The sequence below is a fragment of the Oceanobacter sp. 5_MG-2023 genome (assembly GCF_030548165.1).
In the GTDB taxonomy this organism is placed as follows: domain Bacteria; phylum Pseudomonadota; class Gammaproteobacteria; order Pseudomonadales; family Oceanobacteraceae; genus Oceanobacter.
Genome location: NZ_JAUORS010000004.1, coordinates 128,394 through 149,253, shown reverse-complemented (window position 1 = coordinate 149,253; position 20,860 = coordinate 128,394). Strand labels below are relative to the sequence as shown.

Genomic DNA, 20,860 nt, shown 5'->3' with positions numbered 1-20,860 from the left:
ATCCGACAGAAAAACGGCGGCATTATGCCGTCTTGGCCGCGAATTGCAACGTCATAGCGAACGATTACCCCTTTCCCGTCTATCATTGTAATGACAGACCTTGCCAAGGGCGACGCATCTCAATACTGTTGACTGCTTTCTTTGCTGAACACGTTACCGATGTCCGATACCCAAATTACCCGCTTATCCCCCGACCAACTGACCCAGGCAGTGAACACTGATCTGCTGGATTTTATCTCCACGGAAGAGCTTGACGCTTTCCATGGCGTCCTGGGCCAGGAACGCGCCGTCAACGCCATTCAGTTTGGCGTCGCCATGCAACGCCCCGGCTACAATATTTTTGTGATGGGAGATACCGGCACCGGCCGCTCGTCCTATGTCCGGGACTACCTCAAAAGCGAAGCCAAACGCCAGATCACTCCTTCCGTCTGGTGTTACGTCAATAATTTCAGCAACCCCAGAGAACCCGGGGTTATTGAGCTGCAACCTGCAGAAGCCAATCAACTGCGCGATGATGTACGCCAACTGATTGACCAGTTGCTGGCGACCTTTCCGGCGGTGTTGGAACACCCGTCCTACCAGCAGAAAAAAGCTGCCATCGACTACCAGTTCAATCGCAAATACGACAAGGCCATTGAGCTGGTCGAAAAAGACGCCCACAAACAAGGGGTCGCGGTGTATCGCGATGCCAATGCCATCAGCTTTACTCCTATTCGTGATGGCAAGGCGCTGGATGAATCCGAGTTCGCCCAGCTGAACGAAGAAGAACGCGAACAGTTTCACGAAACCATCGCCACCCTTGAGCAAATGCTTGGCGACCAGCTGTCCGAGCTGCCGCAATGGAAACGCGAAACCAGCGACCTGCTGCGCGCCCTGAACCAGCAAACCATCAGCGACGCCATCAAGCCTTTGCTGGTGCCGATCCGTGAACGCTTTGGCCATCACGACCGGGTTTCGGCTCACCTGAACGAACTGGAAGAGCACCTGCCACGGCTGGTACTGGAAGAACTGGTCGATGAGCGTCTGCTGGAGCTGCGCGAGGAATACGTCAAACGTAACCGGCTGGAAGAATCCCTGCTGCCCAATGTGGTGACGCACCACTCCGCCGATAGCGGCGCACCGGTGGTATACGAACCCCATCCCAGCTACGGCAACCTGTTCGGCCGGATTGAATACACCAGCGACCAGGGCGCCCTGGTTACCAACTATCAACGGATTTGCCAGGGTGCCCTGCACAAGGCCAATGGCGGTTATCTGATTCTGGATGCCGACAAGGTTCTGACCGAACCACTGGTATGGGATGCCCTGAAACGGGCAATACAATCCAAACAGCTGAAAATGGAATCGCCATATTCAGACATGGGGCTGTTCAACACCACCAGCCTGCTGCCCGCCACCATTCCGCTATCGATCAAGCTGGTGCTGATTGGCTCACGTCAGGTGTACTACCTGCTGCAGCAATACGATGAAGACTTTAATCGCCTGTTTCGCGCCGTGGTCGATTTTGACAACGACCTGCCGCTTAACGACGACACTCTGTACGCCTACTCCCGCCTGTTAAAAAGCCGGGTCGAGGAACAGGGCTATGCCCATATGAGCCGCGATGCTGTCACCCGCATGGTGCGTTTCAGCGCCCGTCTGGCGGAACAGCAAGACTCTCTCAGCGCCCATATTGGCGAACAGTTCGACTTACTGGCCGAAGCAGACTTTATTCGCAAACTGGCACAAGACCCGGAAATCACCCCAATTCATATCGACCGTGCCTTACAAGCCAAGCAACAGCGCACCGGCCGGGTCTACGACAAACTGTTTGAACAGATGTTAGATGGAACCGTACTACTGGAAACCAGTGGTCGCGCTGTTGGCAAAATCAACGGCCTGACCGTAATGTCTTTGGGAGATACCAGCTTTGGTTCCCCCGCCCGTATCACTGCCACGGTTTACCCTGGTTCCAAGGGCGTGGTGGATATCGAGCGGGAAGTCAGTCTCGGCCAGGCGATTCACTCCAAAGGGGTGATGATCCTCAGTGGCTTCCTCGGCAATCGTTATGCCCAGAAATTCCCACTGGCGATCTCTGCCCACCTTGCCATGGAGCAATCCTATGGCTATATCGATGGCGATAGCGCCTCTCTGGCTGAACTGGTGTGCCTGATTTCGGCGCTGATCAATAGCCCGATTGAACACAGCTTTGCCATGACCGGCTCGATCAACCAGCACGGTGAAGTGCAGGCCATTGGTGGCGTGAATGAAAAAATCGAAGGTTTCTTCCGCTTGTGCTGCGCACGAGGACTCACCGGCGAGCAAGGGGTGATTATTCCGGCCTCCAACCGCCGCAATCTGATTCTGAATGATGACGTGGTACAGGCCGCTGCCGCTGGCAAATTCCATATCCACTGTGTCACCCATGTTGATCAGGCGGTGGAAATCCTGCTCCGCCGGGAAGCTGGTCAAGCCAACGACGATGGCGAATTTCCGGCTGGCACAGTGAATGGCGACATCATTGAACGGCTGAAAGCCATCTCCAGCATGGCCGACCAGACTAGCAGCAAAAAATAACCTCTCCTCTGGGTGCAGGGTGCAGGCAGGACACTTGTCAACGTGTTCCCTGTGCCCAGGCACTAGACAGCATCAGGCCCTAGGAACTACCGGGCATGAGACGCAGAAAAACAAAAACCCGCCGGGATACAGGCAAAAAGAAGGGAGCGAAAGAAACAAGAGAAACGAAAGAAGAAAAACAGACAGGATCAAAAAATCCGTAGCGTCAACCACACCACAAGAAAACTCAAAGCCGGAGCCTTGCCCCGGCCTGAGCGATACTAGCGAAAACTTTTTACATTGCGAGCAACAAAACTCAGGGTCAGGCCAACCAGGCTGTCACTGACCTCATAAAAGCGCTCATCCAGCTCTTCCAACTCATTCCGGTAATCGTCTTCCAGCTGACTGACCAGAGCACTGCGAGCGTCTTCATCTGCAGGCACCGCCCGATCGGGGAAAAGATCCAGCAACTCGTCGAATATCGCGTGGATGTCGCGGGATTTGACCCGCTCCAATGCAGCTAAAGTGTCTTCCGCCTGAGCGCCAACCTCATGGTGAAAAAACTGCACAAAACCGCCGTTTTCCATTTCTCTGAGCAGACTGTCGATACAAAAAACGGTTTTTTCTGCATCACTCAGGGACTCATAGCCCAAATCTGCTTCTTTATCGTAGATCACATCCGTGATCTGAAGAAATGAATCAGTCTCATCAGCAACGTCCAGCGCCGCCTGAATCTCCATGTTCATACGTCTAAACTCAGCACTCTCACAATTGAATTTCAGTCTGGCCAAGATAGCCCAAGCAATAGTATTTGCAAAGCCTTTACTGACTGTTTTTCCACCATATCCATTTGCTTCGCCAAACTGGGCGATTCAATCCGATCGATCAGTTTTTATTCAGCGATATGAACACCTGATACAACACCATCAGCCTGTGCAGCAGACCTCCGCCACAAAGCAAAAATCAGAGCGTATCAATAGTGGAACACAACGCCACCATACGTCGCGCAGTTGGCTCGGGATGCTCCATCGGAAAACAATGATTACCCGCCACAGTCTCGACACTCATCAATGGATTAAGCCTGGCAGCCCGGCGCGCACCCGGTGCAATAAAGCTGAACCCCGTAGTGGCCACCAGCAAATGCACCGGCACCGTCATATTACGCACGGCACGCCATAAACCCAGGGGAGCAGAAGCAAAAATCAGCGCTTCCCACTGCGGCGCACACGCCAACTCCACGGCCCCGGTTCCTGCTCCTGCTGGCCGCAAACCGGTTGTTAAAAACCCGTTAAACGCCAGAGCGTGCCAGTCTTTGTACAACGACTTGCTACCCAGATACTCAGCCGCCGCCGCCGGCGATTCCCAACGGGCACGACGCGCTGCTGCGCGCCGCACCAAAGGATTGTGCCGCCACAAATGAGTCACTTGCAGCAGTTTCTGGGAACCAATCAAAGCGGGAGGAAAAAGTACAGGGTCCAGCAGAATCAGGCGCTGAAACAGATCCGGGCACTGTTCCGCCATCATCAACGTCAATATGCCGCCCATGGAATGACCAACCCCCACAACTTCCGGCCGTGGCAGATGCCCGGAGTCGGGCAACAGCGTCCATTCCGTGGCAACCACCTGCTGGACAAAGTGGGTCAGATCCGCCGCCAGCAACCGCCAGTCCGGGAAACCCCGGTGAGCAGTCGGGGCCGATCCACCATGCCCTGGTATATCACTCAGCAGCAACGACCAATCCTCTGGCAGTGCATTCCCCAACGCCAACAACGACAAGCCACTGAAGCCATTTCCATGTAACAGGTGTAAGACAGGTTGGCCGACACTGCCCTGTCGCCAATAGCCACAAATCGAGCCGACCGTGACCTTTTTCCAACCTGTGACACCACACACTGTCATATTTTTCGGCATACTAATTATCATCCTGTTGAGACGAACCATGTCGCTCTGACACCACCGTCAAAAACACACGGGTCAGAATCTACTGCTACAAACTGGGCATTGATCAAACCAGCGCTGGACAAAACGCAGTAGACTGTTTGGCGAAGGATCAACGGGCAACAAGAGTTAGCGGGGCACAGTCTGCACACTATTTTCTCTACCACGATGCAGTACGGCCGGAGCACGCTATACATCAGATAGTTATTTCTGAAACGACCACATCAAAGGGAATCACAATGACCGCACCAGCTGTAACACGCGCACTTGAAGCTAACCGACGATTCACCGACCTGAAAGATGCTCAGGCCCGGTTATCCCAGGCTCAACGGGATTTTGACGCCAAGGTAATCAGTGAGGAGCAGTACCTCACGGTTACGGATGTCTGTCAGAAAATCATTCGCGCCTGTCGCGACTGAGCCACACCGACAGCACCATCAAGCAGCAGCCGGAGTACCACTATGGAAGCGAAATTCGCTGTCCGGCTGTTCTATCAATTCGCCTTCCAGAGCGCGAAAAAATGCCACGCGCTCATCAATTGGCTCTTTGGCATATTGCTGTGCCAGGCCAAGATAATCCTGATAATGCCGCCCTTCAGAACGCAATAACGAGCGATAGAATTTTTCCAGCTGACTGTCGAGCAACGGCGCCAGCTTGGCAAACCGTTCACAGGAACGGGCCTCGATAAACGCCCCGATAATCAGCACATCGATCAGTTCGTGTTCGCCACCCTTGCGTACCGCCTCACGCAAACCGGCGGCATAACGCGACGACGATACATGGCGATAAGCAATACCACGCTCTCGCATAATGGCTATCACCTGTTCGAAGTGCAGTAATTCCTCACGTGCCAACTGGCTCATTTTTTTGAGCAAATCTTCCCGGTCCACATGCTTGTAGAGCAGGTTCATGGCCGTGGTGGCGGCTTTCTTCTCACAGTTGGCATGGTCAATCAGCAGCGTATCCTGCTGCTTCAGGGCTTCCTCCACCCAGGCATCTGGCGTTGCACACGCCAGGAAGATGTTAATCTCAGACAATACGTCGTCGAGTGTCATAGTCCATCCTCGATCATCTTTTCCAGAACGGCGCGCACCTTACCGGAAATGGCGATCGCTCGCTGGGTTTTTGCATCCATCAGGCAGAAGGTGATCGTCGCGTCAGCCACCAGCTCTGTTGGCTCGCCGTTTTCCAGCAACATCACCTGCTGTTGCATCTGGGCGCTCTTGTTACCAATGCTGCCCATGCGCGTCACAATACGAATGACCTCGCCATCAAAGGCCGGACGACGGTAGGAAATATTGATATTGGCCACCACAAACGCCAGCTGGTCATCATCAATAACATCAAGAAAACGGTGACGATCAAAATAATCCCAGCGCCCTTCCTCCAGAAACTCCAGATAGCGGCTGTTATTCACATGGTGATAAATATCCAGATGGTAACCACGAACCTTGATATCCACTGACATACATATTTCCTCGATCGTCTCATCCAGTTTGGGCAACCAGACACCAAGCCTCGTTCATTGACAACTTGATACCCAGCACCTTCAAGACATCGATTCTATGTAAACTGACGCACACATTCAAACGATCGTTTGATTATTCGGGATAATTCCCTCGCGCCATCCTGTGTTCAGGTTTATTTTTCAAGATGTGTTCAATATGCGAACCAGAAAACCGTAACGGCCAACAGATGAAAACCCAATCAGGGCAACAGCTAGAACGCCTCGGCATCCTGTACCTGAAAACGCAGATCATGCAGATTGATACCCAGTGGCATATCGTCACTCAACCGTGCCAGCTCCCGCGTCAACAAAGCTTGCTGCCAATGCGTCTGCAAGCTGTCGACGATACGAGGCGTCACCCCGGCCAGCTCAGACAACTGTTCCAAAGCAATCAATATCCGGTCCAGACGCTGACAATGATCCAGTAATTGTGCCGCCGTTTTGGGGCCAATACCGGGGACGCCAGGCAGATGATTGGTGGTATCTCCGGTCAAGGCCCAAAAGTCCACCAGCTGGCCCGGCCGCAAGCCATAACGGGCATAAACCGCCGCTTCGTCCAGTAACTGCCGGTCAAAATGATTGGCGACCCGGATACGGCTGTTCACCAACTGGCAGAAGCCTTTGTCCGTTGACAGAATCACACTGGAGACACCCGCCAGTGCCGCTTTGCTGGCCAATGCTGCACAGACATCATCGGCCTCCCAGCCATCCTGGCGAAAGCAGTAGACCCCCGCCAGTTCCAGCTGATGACGCAGCATTTCCAGTCCAGCGTGCAAGGCCTCCGGCATTGGTGGCCGACCTTTTTTATAGTCTGGCCACAGCCGATGACGCCAGGTCTCACCATGATCTTCGAATACCATGGCAACATGGCTGCACTCCAGCCGGGCGGCATTACTGTTGATAATGGTAATGGCGCGACTGGCAGTCGCTTCCAGGGCGGCAGAGCTGTTTTCAACCGCGGCATAGACCCGGCGAATCAGATTCATGGCGTCGATAATCAGTAACTGCATGGATAGCTCTCCTTGCGTGCCAGTGTCCATCCTGTTTGCTCAGGAGCGATTGTCATTATTTATCAGTACGCTTGTGCTTGGTGATCCCCACAGCCCGGGTATCGGCTTCAAGGTCGGTATGACTGTCGAAATGACTGTCGAAATGACTGTCGAAATGACTGTCGGGATTCAATGGCTGATGTTGCTGGGCCTGCCAGAGTGCGGCATACCGCCCGGACTGAGACAGCAGCTGAGTATGGCTACCCCGTTCAACCACGCGCCCGCCTTCCATCACCGCAATCTCATCGGCATCGACCACAGTCGACAACCGGTGGGCAATAATCAACGTGGTATGACCTTTCGAGACTTGCCGGATGGCATCCATAATGCCGCGCTCGGTATGGGAATCGAGCGACGAGGTGGCTTCATCAAACAGCATGATCGCCGGGCGTTTGAGCAACATACGGGCAATGGCGATACGCTGCTTTTCACCACCGGACAGCTTTAGGCCGCGCTCCCCCACCACGATATGCCAGCCATCGTTATGCCGCTGCACCAGACTGTCGAGATGCGCCATGGTCAATACCTGTTGCAGCTCCTCATCGGTGGCGTCCGGGCGCGCATAAAGCAGATTGTTTTTCAGGGTATCGTTAAACAGCACGGTATCTTGCGGCACCATGCCTAGCGTGGCCCGCAGCACCGACTGCGGTAACTGATCAATTGGCTGGCCATCAATAAGAATCACCCCTGCGGAAGGGTCGTAAAAACGAAACAACAAGCGGGTCAGGGTCGACTTGCCAGCACCACTACCGCCAACAATGGCCAGGGTTTTACCCGCCGGAATGGTCAGATCCAGCTGATCCAGCACCTGGTGATCATCCCGATAACCAAAACTCACCTGCCGGAAAGTCACTTCGCCACCCTTGAGATCCAGGACGGCAGTGCCGTTATCTTTCACCGCCGACTCTTCATCCAGCAGCTCGAACATACGTTCGATATTGGCCATGGATGCTTTTAGTTCACGATAGACAAAGCCGAGAAAATTCAACGGTAGAAACAACTGGAACATAAAAGCATTGATCAGGGTGAAATCACCAATCGTCATGGTGCCTTGCACCACATACCAGGCCGCAAACATCAGCATCGACATCATCGCGGTACTGATAATCAGCGCCTGCCCGGCATTCAGGCCAAACAAGGTGTAACGGTTTTTCTGCCGCGCCTGCTCCCACTCGGCCAGCGACTCGTCGTAGTGCTGTGCTTCCCGTGACTCGGCATTAAAGTATTTGACTGTTTCATAGTTCAGCAGGCTGTCGAGGGCACGGGCATGAGTGGTGGAATCCATACGGTTGGCCTCGCGTACATACTGCGTCCGCCACTCCGTCATGCGGAAGGAATAACCTACATAAACCACCACAGCCACCGCGGTAATCAGGGCAAATACCGGCGGATAATTAAACAGCAACAACCCGGTTACCATCAGCAATTCCAGCAGGGTCGGCAGAATATTGAAGACAATAAACCGTAATAAAAAGCTGATGCCCTGCAAGCCCCGTTCAATATCACGTTGCAAGGCTCCGGTTTGACGATCCAGATGAAACGCCAGGCTCAACTGGTGCAAATGCCGGAACACCCGCAGCGCCATCCGCCGCATGGCCCGTTCACTGACCCGGCCAAACACCAGATCTCGCAACTCGCCGAACAACACACTCATCAGCCGCGCCAGACCGTAAGCCAGCAATAATCCCAGCGGAAACCACAGCCACCATTGCTCCTGCGGCACGCCACCGGACGGCAACTGATTCAGGGTATCGACCTGATGCTTGAGCAAAAACGGCATACCCACACTGGCCAGCTTGGCTCCCACCAGACACAGCAAGGCCACAACCACACGCCAACGAAACTCAAACAGATACGGCAACAGCGTTGTCAGCCAGTCCCAGCCCTTGCGGGAAGGGGGAACCGGGTCATAACCACGCGCCGATGAAAAGGATTTCATCCAAAAGGTGCTCTATAATTACGGTCGGTACGGCCACTGCCGAACCAACAGACAAAAGAATTGATCAGGCGGGAATTTACCACATCGTCGCCCACTTGCCGGAATTGCTTGCCGTATAGCCAGGTTCAAGCGAACGTCATCCGAAAACCGCAGTCAGAACACAACACCAGGGCGACAGACTGCGATTGATTCGCGTATGATAGCCGCCTTTGATTAGACCCAACCCAGAGAAAATACGCCACCATGCTGTCTGTACGCCGTATTGCCCCCCTGCTTGCTTGCACCGCTGCTGCTGCCATGACATCGACCAGCCACGCCGAACTCAGTGCCAATCTGGGACTGGTAACGGAATACCTGCGCGATGGAATCAGTGAAACCCGTGGTGAATACGCAGCCCAGCTGGGAGCAACCTATATACACAACTCCGGCCTGTATGGCGGAATATGGGCCAGTGAACTGAAGCGTAATGACGATCACACGCACTCGGAATGGGACCTGTTTGCCGGTTATTCCCGCCCCATTAGCCACCACTGGGGCATCGACCTCGGCGTGATGCGCAACACCTTTCATGGCGATTGGGAAAGCAGCGAACAAAGCTACGGCGAAGGTTTTCTGCGCGCAACCTATAAGCAGGCATGGGTTCTGGGTGTACGCCAGACCAATAATTTTATGGGCAGCGAATTTGCCCGCCGGGTACTGGAAGCCTCATACACCCTCCACACCAGCAACTTCGATTTTGAATTTTACACTGCCCGCCATCGTTATCTCGGCTTTGATGACGACTACAACTTCGGCAGTGATTACCGCGATGACTACTGGCATTTCCGGGTCGGTGTCGAGCGTACTTACAAGCAATACGATTACCGCCTGACTCTGGAACGTACCAACCTGACCAGCGACTATGACGCCGGCACGACCTTCCAGTTTGGCATTCACCGCTATTTTGATCTCTGGTAAGCGCTGCTCTATCACTGCGATCACTACCGCAGTCGCAGTCGCTGATGATTCAAACAGCCAGCAAGCATCAGCGCCCTGACTGTTTGAACCACCGGCTTCAGGCTCCCTCGGGCATGCTGTGCCACCAGATCCTCGCCTCACGACAGGCATCAGACGAGAACGATGCTTCCAGCACGCCATCCAATACCATTCTGGGCAGCGGGTCTCCAGGCTTTCTGTCGGGCAAGCCAGTCCCTGTTGAACTGGCCCAGATTTGAAAAAGCTCTTCCGATGCTACTTGATAAGTAACGTGCCAATGCGCCATACCCGTACCTTCCTGGCTGGCCAGAATCTCGAACGTGAGCTGAACATCCTCCTGTAGTTGCACCCGCGTCCAGTACTCTGCCAGTTGCGCCCTGCCCACCTGCACCTGAAACGGCGTATTGTGGTATTTGCCGTCTTCGTGAAACAGCATGGCAAACCTGTCCGGGCTGCGGGATTCCCAGGCTTCTTTGTAGCCCGCCATAAAACGCTGGATATTCATATTCCACTCCGCCAGATCGATGGATTCATAAAAGACTGGCAGTGTATTCACAGGCCGCAACCTGAAGCCAGTCAGTCGGTCAGACTGCCATCAACTTGGCTTCAATCAGCCCATGCTTCCAACCACACAGGCCCTTGAAGACCAGCGATCCAACCTCAAACCTTAATTCGGCGTATCGATATCAACGGCCTCGGCTTGCGGCTGATACGCCAACATCACCTGTTCATCCGGAGAAAACATCGCCACTTCCTGACCTGCCCTCTGGGCATAAATCACCCGAAAGGCCAACACATTCTGCACATACTGGCGGGTTTCGGCATACGGAATGGTTTCTATCCAGACATCCAGAGGCAAGTGGCCACGCTCTTCCAGCCAGCGTTCAACTCGGTGTGGCCCGGCATTATAAGCGGCGCTGGCGTAAGCCCGATTACCATCAAAGCGCTGGAACATTTCTGCCAGATAAGCCGTGCCCAGCGCGATATTGGTTTCTGGCTGGAACAGCTGCTCTGCAGCCGCCAGTGGCACGCCATGTTTTTTGGCGGTCGTCTTGGCCGTAGCGGGCATCAGCTGCATCAGGCCACGAGCTCCTACCGGAGACTGCGCCGCTGGCTTGAAGGCACTTTCCTGACGGGCAATGGCTGTCGCCCAGGTCACATCGATCTCGTTTTTTCTGGCCTGAATCTCAAACAGGTCGGTGAACAACACCGGGAAACGGGCTTCCAGATAATTCCACTGGCGCTGGCGAATCGCATCCATAATGGCCCGGTGATGCCAGCCCCAGTCCAGGGAGAGCGCGACCATGTGTTGTCGTTTGACCGGTGCCAGACTGGCACGGGCAGCAAGCCACTCCCGTTCGGCATCCTTGTTCCGTTCCAACGCCAGCCACTCTTTGGCCCGCTGAATCGCCGGGACATTCTGTATCTCTGTGAGTACATCCGTATTGACGCTAAACGGCTGATTATTCAGATTAAAAGGCAGTTGTTGATGGGTCGCGGCCAGAAAACCATAAAACGAGCGCGATTGTGCCAGTTGGTTCCAGGTTTGCTCGACGGTTTGCATCTCTGCTGCCGCGCTATCGCCCGGTTGATTCTGCACCGCATTGGCATACCAGTATTGCCAGCGATCCGAGGCTTGCAGGTCAGCAGGCAAGGTATCAATTAACGTCAGTACACCGGTCCAGTCGATAATCTCTGCACCCAGAGCCCGACGCAGCCGGTATTCCGTCAACTCCGGATACTGATAGTCATAATCAAGACCAGCCAGCAACGCCGTCGCGGTATCGGTTTGGGAATAGGTCAACCATTTGCCGATATACACATCCAGCGGTGCAATCAGGGAGGAAGCTTCTGGCAATGTTGCCCGGTATTTCAGCCACTGCTGTGCCGCAGTCTCGGCCGACCGACGAGCCAGCGGCTGGAAATACTGTTCCAGCAAACGGCGCTGGGCCGGTTCCGGAAAGACCGACAAGTCCGCCGTCAGCGCCTGGTTCGGATGACTTGACAGGGTTTCATAGCGGCTCGCCAGAGCATTGGCATCGGCATCCATAAAACGGTGCAGATAGCGCGCCAGTCGCATATTGCCCGCCTGCGCGGCCAGCCAGTAACGTTTCGCGGCCATGCCTGCGGTTGGATTACCGTATTGACTCCACTGCGCAAACAGAGGGTCACAGGCTGCCGGTTGGGATTTGGCAACCATCCACAACGAATCCGTCAGGGCCAACCCTTGCTCTTGCTGATCGGTTTGCAGATACGCCATGGCCAGATCACATTGATAGGCCGCTCCTTTTCTTGGCAAACGCTGATAGGCCGTGAGCCATTCTTGCCACCGCTCCTCCTTGGCCAGTTGCTTCAGCCAGGTATTTTGCAGATAAATACGGCGGGGAAACTGTGGGTAGCTGTCCAGAAAACGACTCACCTCAGCCTGGGTCAGGTGCTCCGGGAAACGCTGATAAACCTGATATTGCAAATACGGGTACAGTGAATAACCCTGTAATGGCTCAATCAGATCGGCCACTGCCTCATAGGGCACGGTGTCCAGTTGCTGTTCCACTTCAACGAATTGCGCACGCGCAGCAGCTTCCGCTTCCGGTGTTGGAATAGTGTCGGTGCCTTGCTCGGCGACCGCGCCAATGCTGTACAACATGATCAGCAAGCTTACAGAAAGGTGTCGTAGGGTCATTGAGCTTACTAATGTTAGTGAGTGGTATGGAAATCCTCATCCAATGATAGGTCAGGGTCAACTGTTTGTGAGACCCTCGGACATATTTATGCAAAAAAAAGAGAATGGCTCGAATCAGCCAGCCATGTGACGGCCTTATTTATCATTCTTGTATATTTTATGTACAAGCCCGAATTTCAGAACCCATTTCTGAAATTCGGGCTTGCAACCATCAACAGGCACTTTTATAGTTGCTACTAACAACCAATTAACGCAGCCATTAACGAGACACCCATCGCCATGTCCGCCAGCTCGAAACGCGCTCAGGAACTCTACGAAGCAGTGAACCAACTTATCCGTGTTCACCAGTTCCGCGACCGTGATTGCATTTGCCACCACGATGTCTCGGTGGCCCAGTGCTACGCACTGGAAACCCTGGTCAAGCGTGGCCCGTTACGCCTTCAGGCGCTGGCCGACGAGATGTATCTCGACAAAAGCACCACCAGCCGGGTCGTCGACTCCCTGTTGCGCAAGCAATATGTACTCAAGGCCCACGACCCGGCCGACCAGCGCGCAGTGCAACTTTCACTGACTCCTGCTGGCGAAGCGTTATACCAGACCATCCATCAAGACCTGATCGCGGAAGAAGCGTCCATGATCAAAGACGTTCCCGCTGAAGTGGTCGATGGCGCATTGACACTGATCCGGCAGCTGACCCAAGCCGCTCGTGATCGCCTGGGCTCATAGCCCATTTTTTTACCCAATTAGTTGTTAGTAACAACATTAATCATGGAGACCATGCTATGAACAAGACCACATCCCAATTACCGGTTGCCGTTATCGGTGCAGGCCCTATCGGACTGAGTGCCGCCGTTCACCTGCTTGACCAGGGCTACACCCCCATCGTATTTGAAGCCGGAGACCAGGCCGGTGCCAACCTGGCACGCTGGGGCCATGTGCGCATGTTCTCCCCCTGGGCTTACAACGTCGATGCCGCCGCCGCTACATTACTGCAGCAACAGGGCTGGAACCACCCGCTTGCCAGCGATTTCCCGACTGGCCAGGAATTACTGGCACAGTATGTCACACCACTTGCCTCTCACCCGGCCATTGCCCCTCACCTGCAGCTGAATACCCAGGTTCAGTCGGTCAGCCGTCTCAACCATGATGTACTGCGCACCGGCGGCCGTAACGAGTCCCCGTTTGTGCTCCGTGTTACCGGCCCTGACGGCGAACGCGACGTTGTCGCACAGGCGGTGATTGACGCTTCCGGCACTTATCAGACCCCTAACTGGCTGGGAACCCACGGCATTCCAGCACTCGGGGAAAATGCCGCTGCAGACGCCATCGCCTACGGTGTGCCCAATATTCTTGGTGCTGCCCGCGACCAATACGTCAACCAATCAGTGCTGGTTGTCGGCGGTGGCCATTCGGCGTTTAACGCGTTGCAGGATCTGGTGGTGCTGGCTGAGCAACACGAAGGCATGCGTCTACTCTGGGGGGTACGTAATGCCTCTGTCACCAACGTGGTTCGCTCCCCCGCCAATGATGAATTGCAGGAACGCCGACGTCTGGAAGTCCGCATTCAAGAGCTGTTGGAGCAAGGCCGTATCGAAGTATTTACCGAACTGGAAATCGAAGCCATCGAGCGCCATAACGGCCAGCTGGTGGTACGCAGTGGCTCACGTACCTTGCCGCCCGTCGATCGCATCATCGCAGCCACCGGCTTCCGTCCCAACCTGAGCCTGCTGGCCGAAGTCCGTACCTCTCTGGACCCGGCCACACAAAGCCCAACACGACTGGCCCCCCTGATCGACCCCAATCAGCACAGCTGTGGTTCAGTGCCTGAACACGGCCTGGCAGAACTCTCCCACCCGGAACCCGGCCTGTTTATCCTGGGCATCAAGAGTTATGGCCGTGCACCAACCTTTTTGCTGCGTACCGGTTACAAACAAGTGGCCGCGGTTGTTACCGCATTAGGCAGCAACGCCATGTACGCCGCCGCCCAGGCCTCGACGACGGCAGCGGCACCCTCTCCAGCCACGTCATCTTGCCAGGGATGAGCAGGTTGCCTGCACCCGCCCATCGCAGCTTTGTGGCAGCGATGGGCATCAGTCAAATGGTGTCCTGGGGAACGCTGTATTACAGCTTCCCCCTGATTGCCGAGGCCATCTGTAATGAACTGGGCTGGAGCCGTGCGGATATTTATGGGGCTGCCACACTGGGCTTGCTGGCGGCTGCGTTAGCCGCCTACCCGGTGGGGGCTTTGATTGATCGTGGCCATGGTCGTCCATTAATGGTTGGCGCGACGGTGGCTGCTTCCCTTGCACTGCTGGGCTGGTCCAGTATCAACACCATGACGGCGCTGTATGATGTCGTGATCACCTTAGGAGTACTACAAGCGGCGTTATCTTACGAACCCGCCTTTGCCGTCACCATACGCCAGTTAGGGACGCAACAAGCCCGCTCCGCCATCACCACCATCACCTTATGGGCCGGTTTTGCCAGCACGGTGTTTATACCGCTGCTGCAATGGATGCTCGACAACCTGGGCTGGCGCGGCGCACTACTGGGACTGGCAGCCATCAATATGGCCGTCGCCGCCCCACTGTACTTTTGGGCCATTCGCTCAGCCACGGTGGCCGATTACACACCTCGGCACCAACCCGCAACAACCGCATCCCCCAGTCCCCCGGACAATCCTGTTCGGGCGATGCTATACAGCCCGAGATTCTACCTGCTCACTGCTTCTTTCTGTTTTTATATGGCGCTGTTTTCCGGCTTTACCTACCATATTTACCCGCTGCTGGTTGCCCTGTCTTCCGATATTCAAGCCGTCGTGTTCGCCATTGCCCTGATTGGCCCGGCCCAGGTCGGTGCCCGACTATTGCTGCTGTTATTCCGGGAAATCTCCATCAAACATCTTGGCCTGCTGGCCAGCGTTGCGTTTCCGCTAGCGATCCTGCTATTAAAAGCACCGCCATCGGCGTTTACACTGGCGGCCCTGTGTGTGCTTTATGGCGGCGCAAACGGCATCTTTACCATCGTGCGCGGCATGGCCGTACCGGAACTGCTGACGCGCCACCACTACGGCAGCATCAACGGCATTATGCTGATTCCCATGTCACTGGCACGAGCGGCAGCACCCTGGCTGATTGCCGTATACTGGACACATTCCGACACACCCGACAACGCCCTCAACCTGATGCTGGCCCTGGCGATATTGGTACCGGTATTGTTTGGCCTCGCACTTGTTACCAAGAGCCCGACACAAGAGCACAAGGCCGGAACATAAATCGCAACAACCACAGACAGAGCCTGTAGCCACGGATACAGGCCCTACATCACTTCCGCTTTATCGTATTTCGTCAGATGATCCATCACAAAAGGACGACCCTGCACCGCCAGCCACATAACACCGCAGAGCAGCCCCACCACCATAAAAAGGCCACCCAGAGTGGACGTCATATTGCCGGAATGGGCGGCGACAAGCTGCACCGCCATGGCACCGAACATACTGGTGATAAAATGAACAAGCGCCACCGCCGAGCCAGTATCACGCTGCTGTTGTTCCAGAATAAGGTTGGTGCCGGGCACACGCAGGCCGACCACAGCCAGAGTGGCCACGGCGGCACAGGCCGCAAAAAGCCAGGGTGAGCGATCACCAAAGAAGACCAGCATCACACCACTCATCACCAACACCGCAAACCCCATGCGGACGATGGTTTGCACCGGCATCCGCCGCGACAGGCGTAGATACAGCATCGGGCCAATCAGGGCACACACCGCATTCATGGCAAAGATCAGACTGAACGCCTGCTCGGACATGCCAAAGCCATCGATATAGACATAAGCCGCGCTGCCGATAAACGCCATCAGGCACATCGGCGCCATACCAAAAAGCAACACCAGATAGGCAAAGCGCGGGTTGCTCAGCACCGTGCCCAACCGACTCCAGGACTTGACCACCGGCCCGTCATAGCGATTAACCAGACTTTCCCGAAACAGCAACACAAGGGCCGTGGCGAACAGGCCAAACAGGGCGAGAGCCACAAATATTGCGTGCCATGAGGCAACACTCAGCAGCACGGCCCCCAACACCGGAGCGACCAACGGCGCGATAACGACCAACGACATCACAGTGGCAAGAATCCGCTCACGCTCACGGCCCTTGTAAAGGTCTTTAACGATGGCCGTTTCCACCACCGTGATGGCACCACCCCCTAAACCTTGCAAAACCCGGGAAAAAATCAGCGGCTCAATACTGTAAGAGAACACACAGCCAAGACTGGCCAGCACATACAGCGCCAGCCCAATCAACAGAATCGGCTTACGCCCGAACTTCTCGCTCAGCGGCCCCCAAAACAACATGCCGCAGGCATAGGCCACCATATAGCCACCCAGTGTCAGATTTACGGCATCATGGGAGACAGCAAACGCCTCGGCGATCTGCGGCAACGCAGGCAGATAGATATCCATGGTCAACGGCGGAAAGGCACCGAGGATCACCAGCATAAACAGCATCCCGCGTTGGCCTAGCCGTGGTTGTGCCGTTGTCATCGTTTTTTCCTTCTGGTCGGTGAGCTGTCCTCAGTCAGTGAAAGCCCATCTGTGTTTTATGTCTGTGTTCTGCCAGCCCGCAAGACACAAAAAAGCCCGCACGGGCACGCGGGCTTTTTATACCTCATCTATCAGGCGTCTAACACCTGGCAGTCCATCTGCTATTGTATCCGGTTTGATAAGCCATACAGAGGACAACTCTGCTCAGCAGCAATTCCTCTCGTTGTGGAAGTCGTCCTCAGTACATCGAACAGCAGCAGAGTCCCTCATTAAAGAAAGGCAAAACCGGGGGAGACTATCCGACCGCAACCCTCTCTATCACCCCTTTCTCAAACAGTTGCTGCAAGATTGCCGCACACTGTTCCCGGATGGTGTCCCGCAGCAAGCGAACCGCCGGCGTGATCGATTGTCGGCTCGGGCAAATAAGCCAAAGCTCTGAAGCAGTGGGTTTGTACTCCGGCATAACGCTGACCACATGGCCCGCCAACAGATCAAACGACATATCGAGGCAGGATTTAACGGCGAGCCCTTTACCTGCAACACACCAGCGCCTGACCAGATCGCCGTCGTTGGCGATGCGGTTGCCACTCATCTTGATCTTGTAGTCGCTTCCACCTTGGGAGAACACCCACACATCGTGGACAATATCCTGCAGCTGGTAAAACACGCCTTTGTGTAACGGCAAATCATGGGGGTGTCTGGGCGTGCCATTAGCCTCAAGGTACTGGGGCGAGGCGCAGAGCACACAGGGGACATCACAGATTTTGAAGCCATACAGATTGGCCTGATCAGGAGAACCGTAGCGCAGCGCGATATCCACAGAGTCACGGTAAAAGTCGATATTACTATCACTGATATGAGAACGCAGGCTGACCCCAGGGTTTGCATCCATAAAGTCGTCCAGCCAAGGCGTGACCAGATTCCGTCCCAGATCCGATGACAAGGCAATACGCAGCTCGCCGTCCACCACATGCAGATCACCTTTCACGCTTTGCCGCGCAAGCTCCAGCATCAATAATGCCTTTTCACACTCGGGAATATAGCGTTCGCCTGCAGCAGAGAGCCGCAAACTGCGAGTCGTCCGGACAAACAACTCTACCCCAAGGGCGCTTTCCACCCGCTTAAGGGCGGCACTGGCCGTAGCACTGCGCATATTCAGACTGGTGGCCGCCGCTGTGATGCTACGAAACTCAGCCACTTTAACCGCCACCTGGAGATCTTCTAACAACATATTTTCAAATTTTATTTGATAATGATTCTTCCATTGTGCTGTTTAAGACGATTAATACAAGCCCTACTATAACTCTCAGATCATCACTGACCGGAGAATCCTTATGAAAGCCATTGGTTACACACAATCCCTGCCTATCCATAACCATGCAGCGCTAAACGATATCGAATTGCCCCAACCGATAGCCACCGGCCGTGACCTGCTGGTCAAGATCAGCGCCATTGCGGTCAACCCGGTGGATTACAAGATTCGCCAGAACGTCGCGCCAGCAGATGGCAACAACAAGGTACTTGGCTGGGACGCCGTGGGCGAAGTCGTGGCCACCGGCGAATCGGTTACCCAATTCAATCCCGGCGACAAGGTTTATTATGCTGGCGACCTCAGCCGGCAAGGCAGCAATGCCGAATATCAACTGGTTGATGAACGCATCGTTGGCAGCAAACCCAAAAGCCTGTCCGATGCCGAAGCGGCAGCACTGCCTCTGACCGCCATCACTGCCTGGGAATTACTGTTTGAGCACCTGTCATTGCAGCAGCAGAAGCCAGAGGATAACAGCCGATCCGATGAAGTCATTCTGGTTGTGGGGGCTGCCGGAGGAGTTGGTTCGATTCTGCTGCAACTCGCCAGCACGCTGAGCGGCGCCACTATTATTGCCACTGCATCACGGGAGAGTTCACGAAACTGGGTAAAAAAACTCGGTGCCCATTATGTGGTGGATCACACCCAGCCGCTGCCAGCACAAATCGAAGCCCTGGGCATTGGCCAGCTGACCCATGTTGCCAGCCTGAACAGCACCGAATCCTACTTCGAGCACTATATCGACTTACTTGCACCCTTCGGAAAAATCGCGCTGATTGATGACCCTGACACCCTGGATATCGCCAAGATAAAACCCAAGAGTCTGTCGCTGCACTGGGAATTTATGTTTGCCCGCTCCATGTTTCATGCCAAAGACATGGATGAGCAAAGCCGCCTGCTCAATCGCGTAGCGGATCTGGTTGATCAAGGCCATATCCAGACCACCGCCGGCAAAAATCTGGGGACCATCAACGCCGCCAACCTGCGAGCAGCCCACGCAGAACTGGAGTCCGGTCGATCCATTGGCAAGATCGTTCTGCAAGGATTCTGAAACAAGGCACAGGGCACCAAGACCGCTCGATCAACAACCGCTGCCAATAAAGGATACCAACATGACTCAATTAACCATCGTCGCCAATATCACCACCAGAGCAGACAAAATCGATCTGGTAAAGACAGAACTGTTAAAGCTTATTGAAGTTACCCGGGCCGAAGCAGGCTGCATCCATTACGACCTTCACCAAGACAACGAAAACCCCGCTCACTTTATGCTCTATGAAAACTGGGTATCCCGTGAACTCTGGCAAACCCATATGAATGCCCCACATCTGGCCGCCTACCTAGCGGCGACGGAAAGCGCGGTTGTCGAATTTACCCTCACGGAAATGAGCGTCATCAGTTAAAGAGAGCTACCGGGTGTCACTCCCCTTTGACACCCACACGCCTGCATAACCGCAGCGCCCGACCAGAACAGACGACCGGCGTTCAATCGCAAGTCGAGCGACAAAAAAAAGCACAACAGACACCGGATCGGATACGCTCTGGCGCTCTGACATTTCACATGCCGTTAACAACGGAGCAAATCATCCATGAAAATCAACAGTAACTTCACCGCTCCCATCCATGTTCAGCTAGCGGATCTGGACTGGATTTCCAGCCCGACAGCCGGTGTGGACCGAAAAATGATCTATCGCGAAGGTGATGAAGTCGCCAGAGCCACCTCTATCGTGCGCTACGCACCAGGCAGTACATTTCCTGCCCACACACACGCTGGCGGCGAGGAAATACTGGTACTCGATGGCGTTTTCCAGGACGAACACGGCGATTACCCGAAAGGCAGTTATCTGCGCAACCCACCGGGTAGCCGTCATCGCCCCGCTGCACTGTCGGGCTGCACGATCTTCGTCAAGCTGTGGCAGTTTCGCGCCGACGACCAGGCTCAAATCGCCGCCATCGCAACACATCCGCAACGCACCATAGCCAGTATCAAGAACAGCAACGACGGCATCCATCACCCAACTGCCGACGCCGAAACGCTTTTCAGTGATGGCCACGAAATCGTAACGCTGGAAAACTATCCACCAGACTCACCGATCAATATCGCCAACGCCAGAGGCCTGGAAATACTGATCTTGTCCGGAGCCATCAAGATCGACCATCACACCCTGGAATCCTTGAGCTGGATTCGACTACCCGCCGGTACAGCACTTCAGGGAACAGCAGGGAGCTCAGGTACCCGCTTCTGGATGAAACAAGCACCGCTGCAGCACCCCGACATCTGTGACATAGCGTCGTATTTACAACAAGGACAACATCCATCATGACACTGCCTAATAACCAGCTTCACGTACATTGATCCGCGCTGGCGGCACCCTGCACTGGATAG

At 54.8% G+C, this 20,860-nt stretch carries 19 protein-coding genes; 9 read left to right on the top strand and 10 right to left on the bottom strand.

All coding sequences use genetic code 11. The features are described 5' to 3' along the window. The first annotated feature begins 159 nt into the window (after window positions 1-159). The gene (locus Q4551_RS04585; protein ID WP_303432033.1) at window positions 160-2,556 is read left to right on the top strand and encodes a Lon protease family protein; all 2,397 of its coding nucleotides are present in this window, start codon (window positions 160-162) and stop codon (window positions 2,554-2,556) included. Between the two features lie 260 nt (window positions 2,557-2,816). Here Q4551_RS04585 and Q4551_RS04580 read toward each other — a convergent pair whose 3' ends face one another. Together Q4551_RS04580 and Q4551_RS04575 are read right to left on the bottom strand one after the other, a co-directional pair. After that, a complete protein-coding gene (locus Q4551_RS04580) occupies window positions 2,817-3,281 on the bottom strand; it encodes a DMP19 family protein (protein WP_303432032.1) in 465 nt (154 codons plus the stop codon). A gap of 217 nt (window positions 3,282-3,498) precedes the next feature. Continuing rightward, entirely contained in the window at window positions 3,499-4,446 is a 948-nt protein-coding gene (locus Q4551_RS04575) for an alpha/beta fold hydrolase (RefSeq protein ID WP_303432031.1), read from the bottom strand. 266 nt (window positions 4,447-4,712) lie between these two features. Here Q4551_RS04575 and Q4551_RS04570 point away from each other — a divergent pair, with 266 nt between their 5' ends. Then, complete coding sequence (locus Q4551_RS04570; RefSeq protein WP_303432030.1) at window positions 4,713-4,892, top strand: hypothetical protein; 180 nt, start codon at window positions 4,713-4,715, stop codon at window positions 4,890-4,892. An 18-nt stretch (window positions 4,893-4,910) separates the two neighbouring features. On the opposite strand, the gene Q4551_RS04565 is transcribed toward Q4551_RS04570, so the two are convergent. The 4 genes from Q4551_RS04565 to Q4551_RS04550 all read right to left on the bottom strand — a co-directional run bounded on the left by Q4551_RS04565 (window position 4,911) and on the right by Q4551_RS04550 (window position 8,968). Further along, a complete protein-coding gene (locus Q4551_RS04565) occupies window positions 4,911-5,528 on the bottom strand; it encodes a tRNA-(ms[2]io[6]A)-hydroxylase (RefSeq protein ID WP_303432029.1) in 618 nt (205 codons plus the stop codon). Continuing rightward, entirely contained in the window at window positions 5,525-5,941 is a 417-nt protein-coding gene (locus Q4551_RS04560) for a thioesterase family protein (protein WP_303432028.1), read from the bottom strand. Before Q4551_RS04560 ends, Q4551_RS04565 begins: the two co-directional genes overlap by 4 nt. A 251-nt stretch (window positions 5,942-6,192) precedes the next feature. Then, window positions 6,193-6,990: a 5'-3' exonuclease H3TH domain-containing protein gene (locus Q4551_RS04555; RefSeq protein WP_303432027.1), complete on the bottom strand. Its 798-nt coding sequence runs from the start codon at window positions 6,988-6,990 to the stop codon at window positions 6,193-6,195. 55 nt (window positions 6,991-7,045) lie between these two features. After that, window positions 7,046-8,968, bottom strand: a complete 1,923-nt coding sequence (locus Q4551_RS04550; protein ID WP_303432026.1) for an ABC transporter ATP-binding protein/permease — start codon at window positions 8,966-8,968, stop codon at window positions 7,046-7,048. 243 nt (window positions 8,969-9,211) lie between these two features. Between Q4551_RS04550 and Q4551_RS04545 the strand changes: the two genes are divergently transcribed. Then, entirely contained in the window at window positions 9,212-9,925 is a 714-nt protein-coding gene (locus tag Q4551_RS04545) for a TorF family putative porin (RefSeq protein ID WP_303432025.1), read from the top strand. A 97-nt stretch (window positions 9,926-10,022) separates the two neighbouring features. Here the strand turns inward: Q4551_RS04545 and Q4551_RS04540 are convergent, their stop codons facing one another. Both Q4551_RS04540 and Q4551_RS04535 read right to left on the bottom strand, forming a co-directional pair. Further along, a complete protein-coding gene (locus Q4551_RS04540; RefSeq protein ID WP_303432024.1) occupies window positions 10,023-10,499 on the bottom strand; it encodes a nuclear transport factor 2 family protein in 477 nt (158 codons plus the stop codon). A gap of 111 nt (window positions 10,500-10,610) precedes the next feature. Beyond that, on the bottom strand, window positions 10,611-12,590 hold the full coding sequence (locus Q4551_RS04535) for a transglycosylase SLT domain-containing protein (RefSeq protein ID WP_303432023.1): 1,980 nt from the start codon (window positions 12,588-12,590) through the stop codon (window positions 10,611-10,613). Window positions 12,591-12,905: 315 nt separating this feature from the next. Between Q4551_RS04535 and Q4551_RS04530 the strand changes: the two genes are divergently transcribed. The 3 genes from Q4551_RS04530 to Q4551_RS04520 are packed head-to-tail and all read left to right on the top strand — an operon-like array spanning window position 12,906 to window position 15,900. After that, window positions 12,906-13,352: a MarR family winged helix-turn-helix transcriptional regulator gene (locus tag Q4551_RS04530; RefSeq protein ID WP_303432022.1), complete on the top strand. Its 447-nt coding sequence runs from the start codon at window positions 12,906-12,908 to the stop codon at window positions 13,350-13,352. 56 nt (window positions 13,353-13,408) lie between these two features. Continuing rightward, window positions 13,409-14,668, top strand: a complete 1,260-nt coding sequence (locus Q4551_RS04525) for an NAD(P)-binding domain-containing protein (protein WP_303432021.1) — start codon at window positions 13,409-13,411, stop codon at window positions 14,666-14,668. A gap of 5 nt (window positions 14,669-14,673) precedes the next feature. Further along, entirely contained in the window at window positions 14,674-15,900 is a 1,227-nt protein-coding gene (locus tag Q4551_RS04520) for an MFS transporter (RefSeq protein ID WP_303432020.1), read from the top strand. Between the two features lie 44 nt (window positions 15,901-15,944). Here the strand turns inward: Q4551_RS04520 and Q4551_RS04515 are convergent, their stop codons facing one another. After that, window positions 15,945-17,165, bottom strand: a complete 1,221-nt coding sequence (locus Q4551_RS04515) for a multidrug effflux MFS transporter (protein WP_303432019.1) — start codon at window positions 17,163-17,165, stop codon at window positions 15,945-15,947. Window positions 17,166-17,460: 295 nt separating this feature from the next. Then, a complete protein-coding gene (locus Q4551_RS04510) occupies window positions 17,461-18,396 on the bottom strand; it encodes a LysR family transcriptional regulator (protein WP_303432018.1) in 936 nt (311 codons plus the stop codon). A gap of 103 nt (window positions 18,397-18,499) precedes the next feature. On the opposite strand from Q4551_RS04510, the gene Q4551_RS04505 reads away from it, so the two are divergent. The 3 genes from Q4551_RS04505 (at window position 18,500) to Q4551_RS04495 (ending at window position 20,798) form a co-directional block, all read left to right on the top strand. Next, the gene (locus Q4551_RS04505) at window positions 18,500-19,525 is read left to right on the top strand and encodes a zinc-binding alcohol dehydrogenase family protein (RefSeq protein WP_303432017.1); all 1,026 of its coding nucleotides are present in this window, start codon (window positions 18,500-18,502) and stop codon (window positions 19,523-19,525) included. A 61-nt stretch (window positions 19,526-19,586) separates the two neighbouring features. Then, window positions 19,587-19,877, top strand: a complete 291-nt coding sequence (locus Q4551_RS04500) for a putative quinol monooxygenase (RefSeq protein WP_303432016.1) — start codon at window positions 19,587-19,589, stop codon at window positions 19,875-19,877. Between the two features lie 186 nt (window positions 19,878-20,063). After that, the gene (locus Q4551_RS04495) at window positions 20,064-20,798 is read left to right on the top strand and encodes a cupin domain-containing protein (RefSeq protein ID WP_303432015.1); all 735 of its coding nucleotides are present in this window, start codon (window positions 20,064-20,066) and stop codon (window positions 20,796-20,798) included. Window positions 20,799-20,860 lie beyond the last annotated feature (62 nt).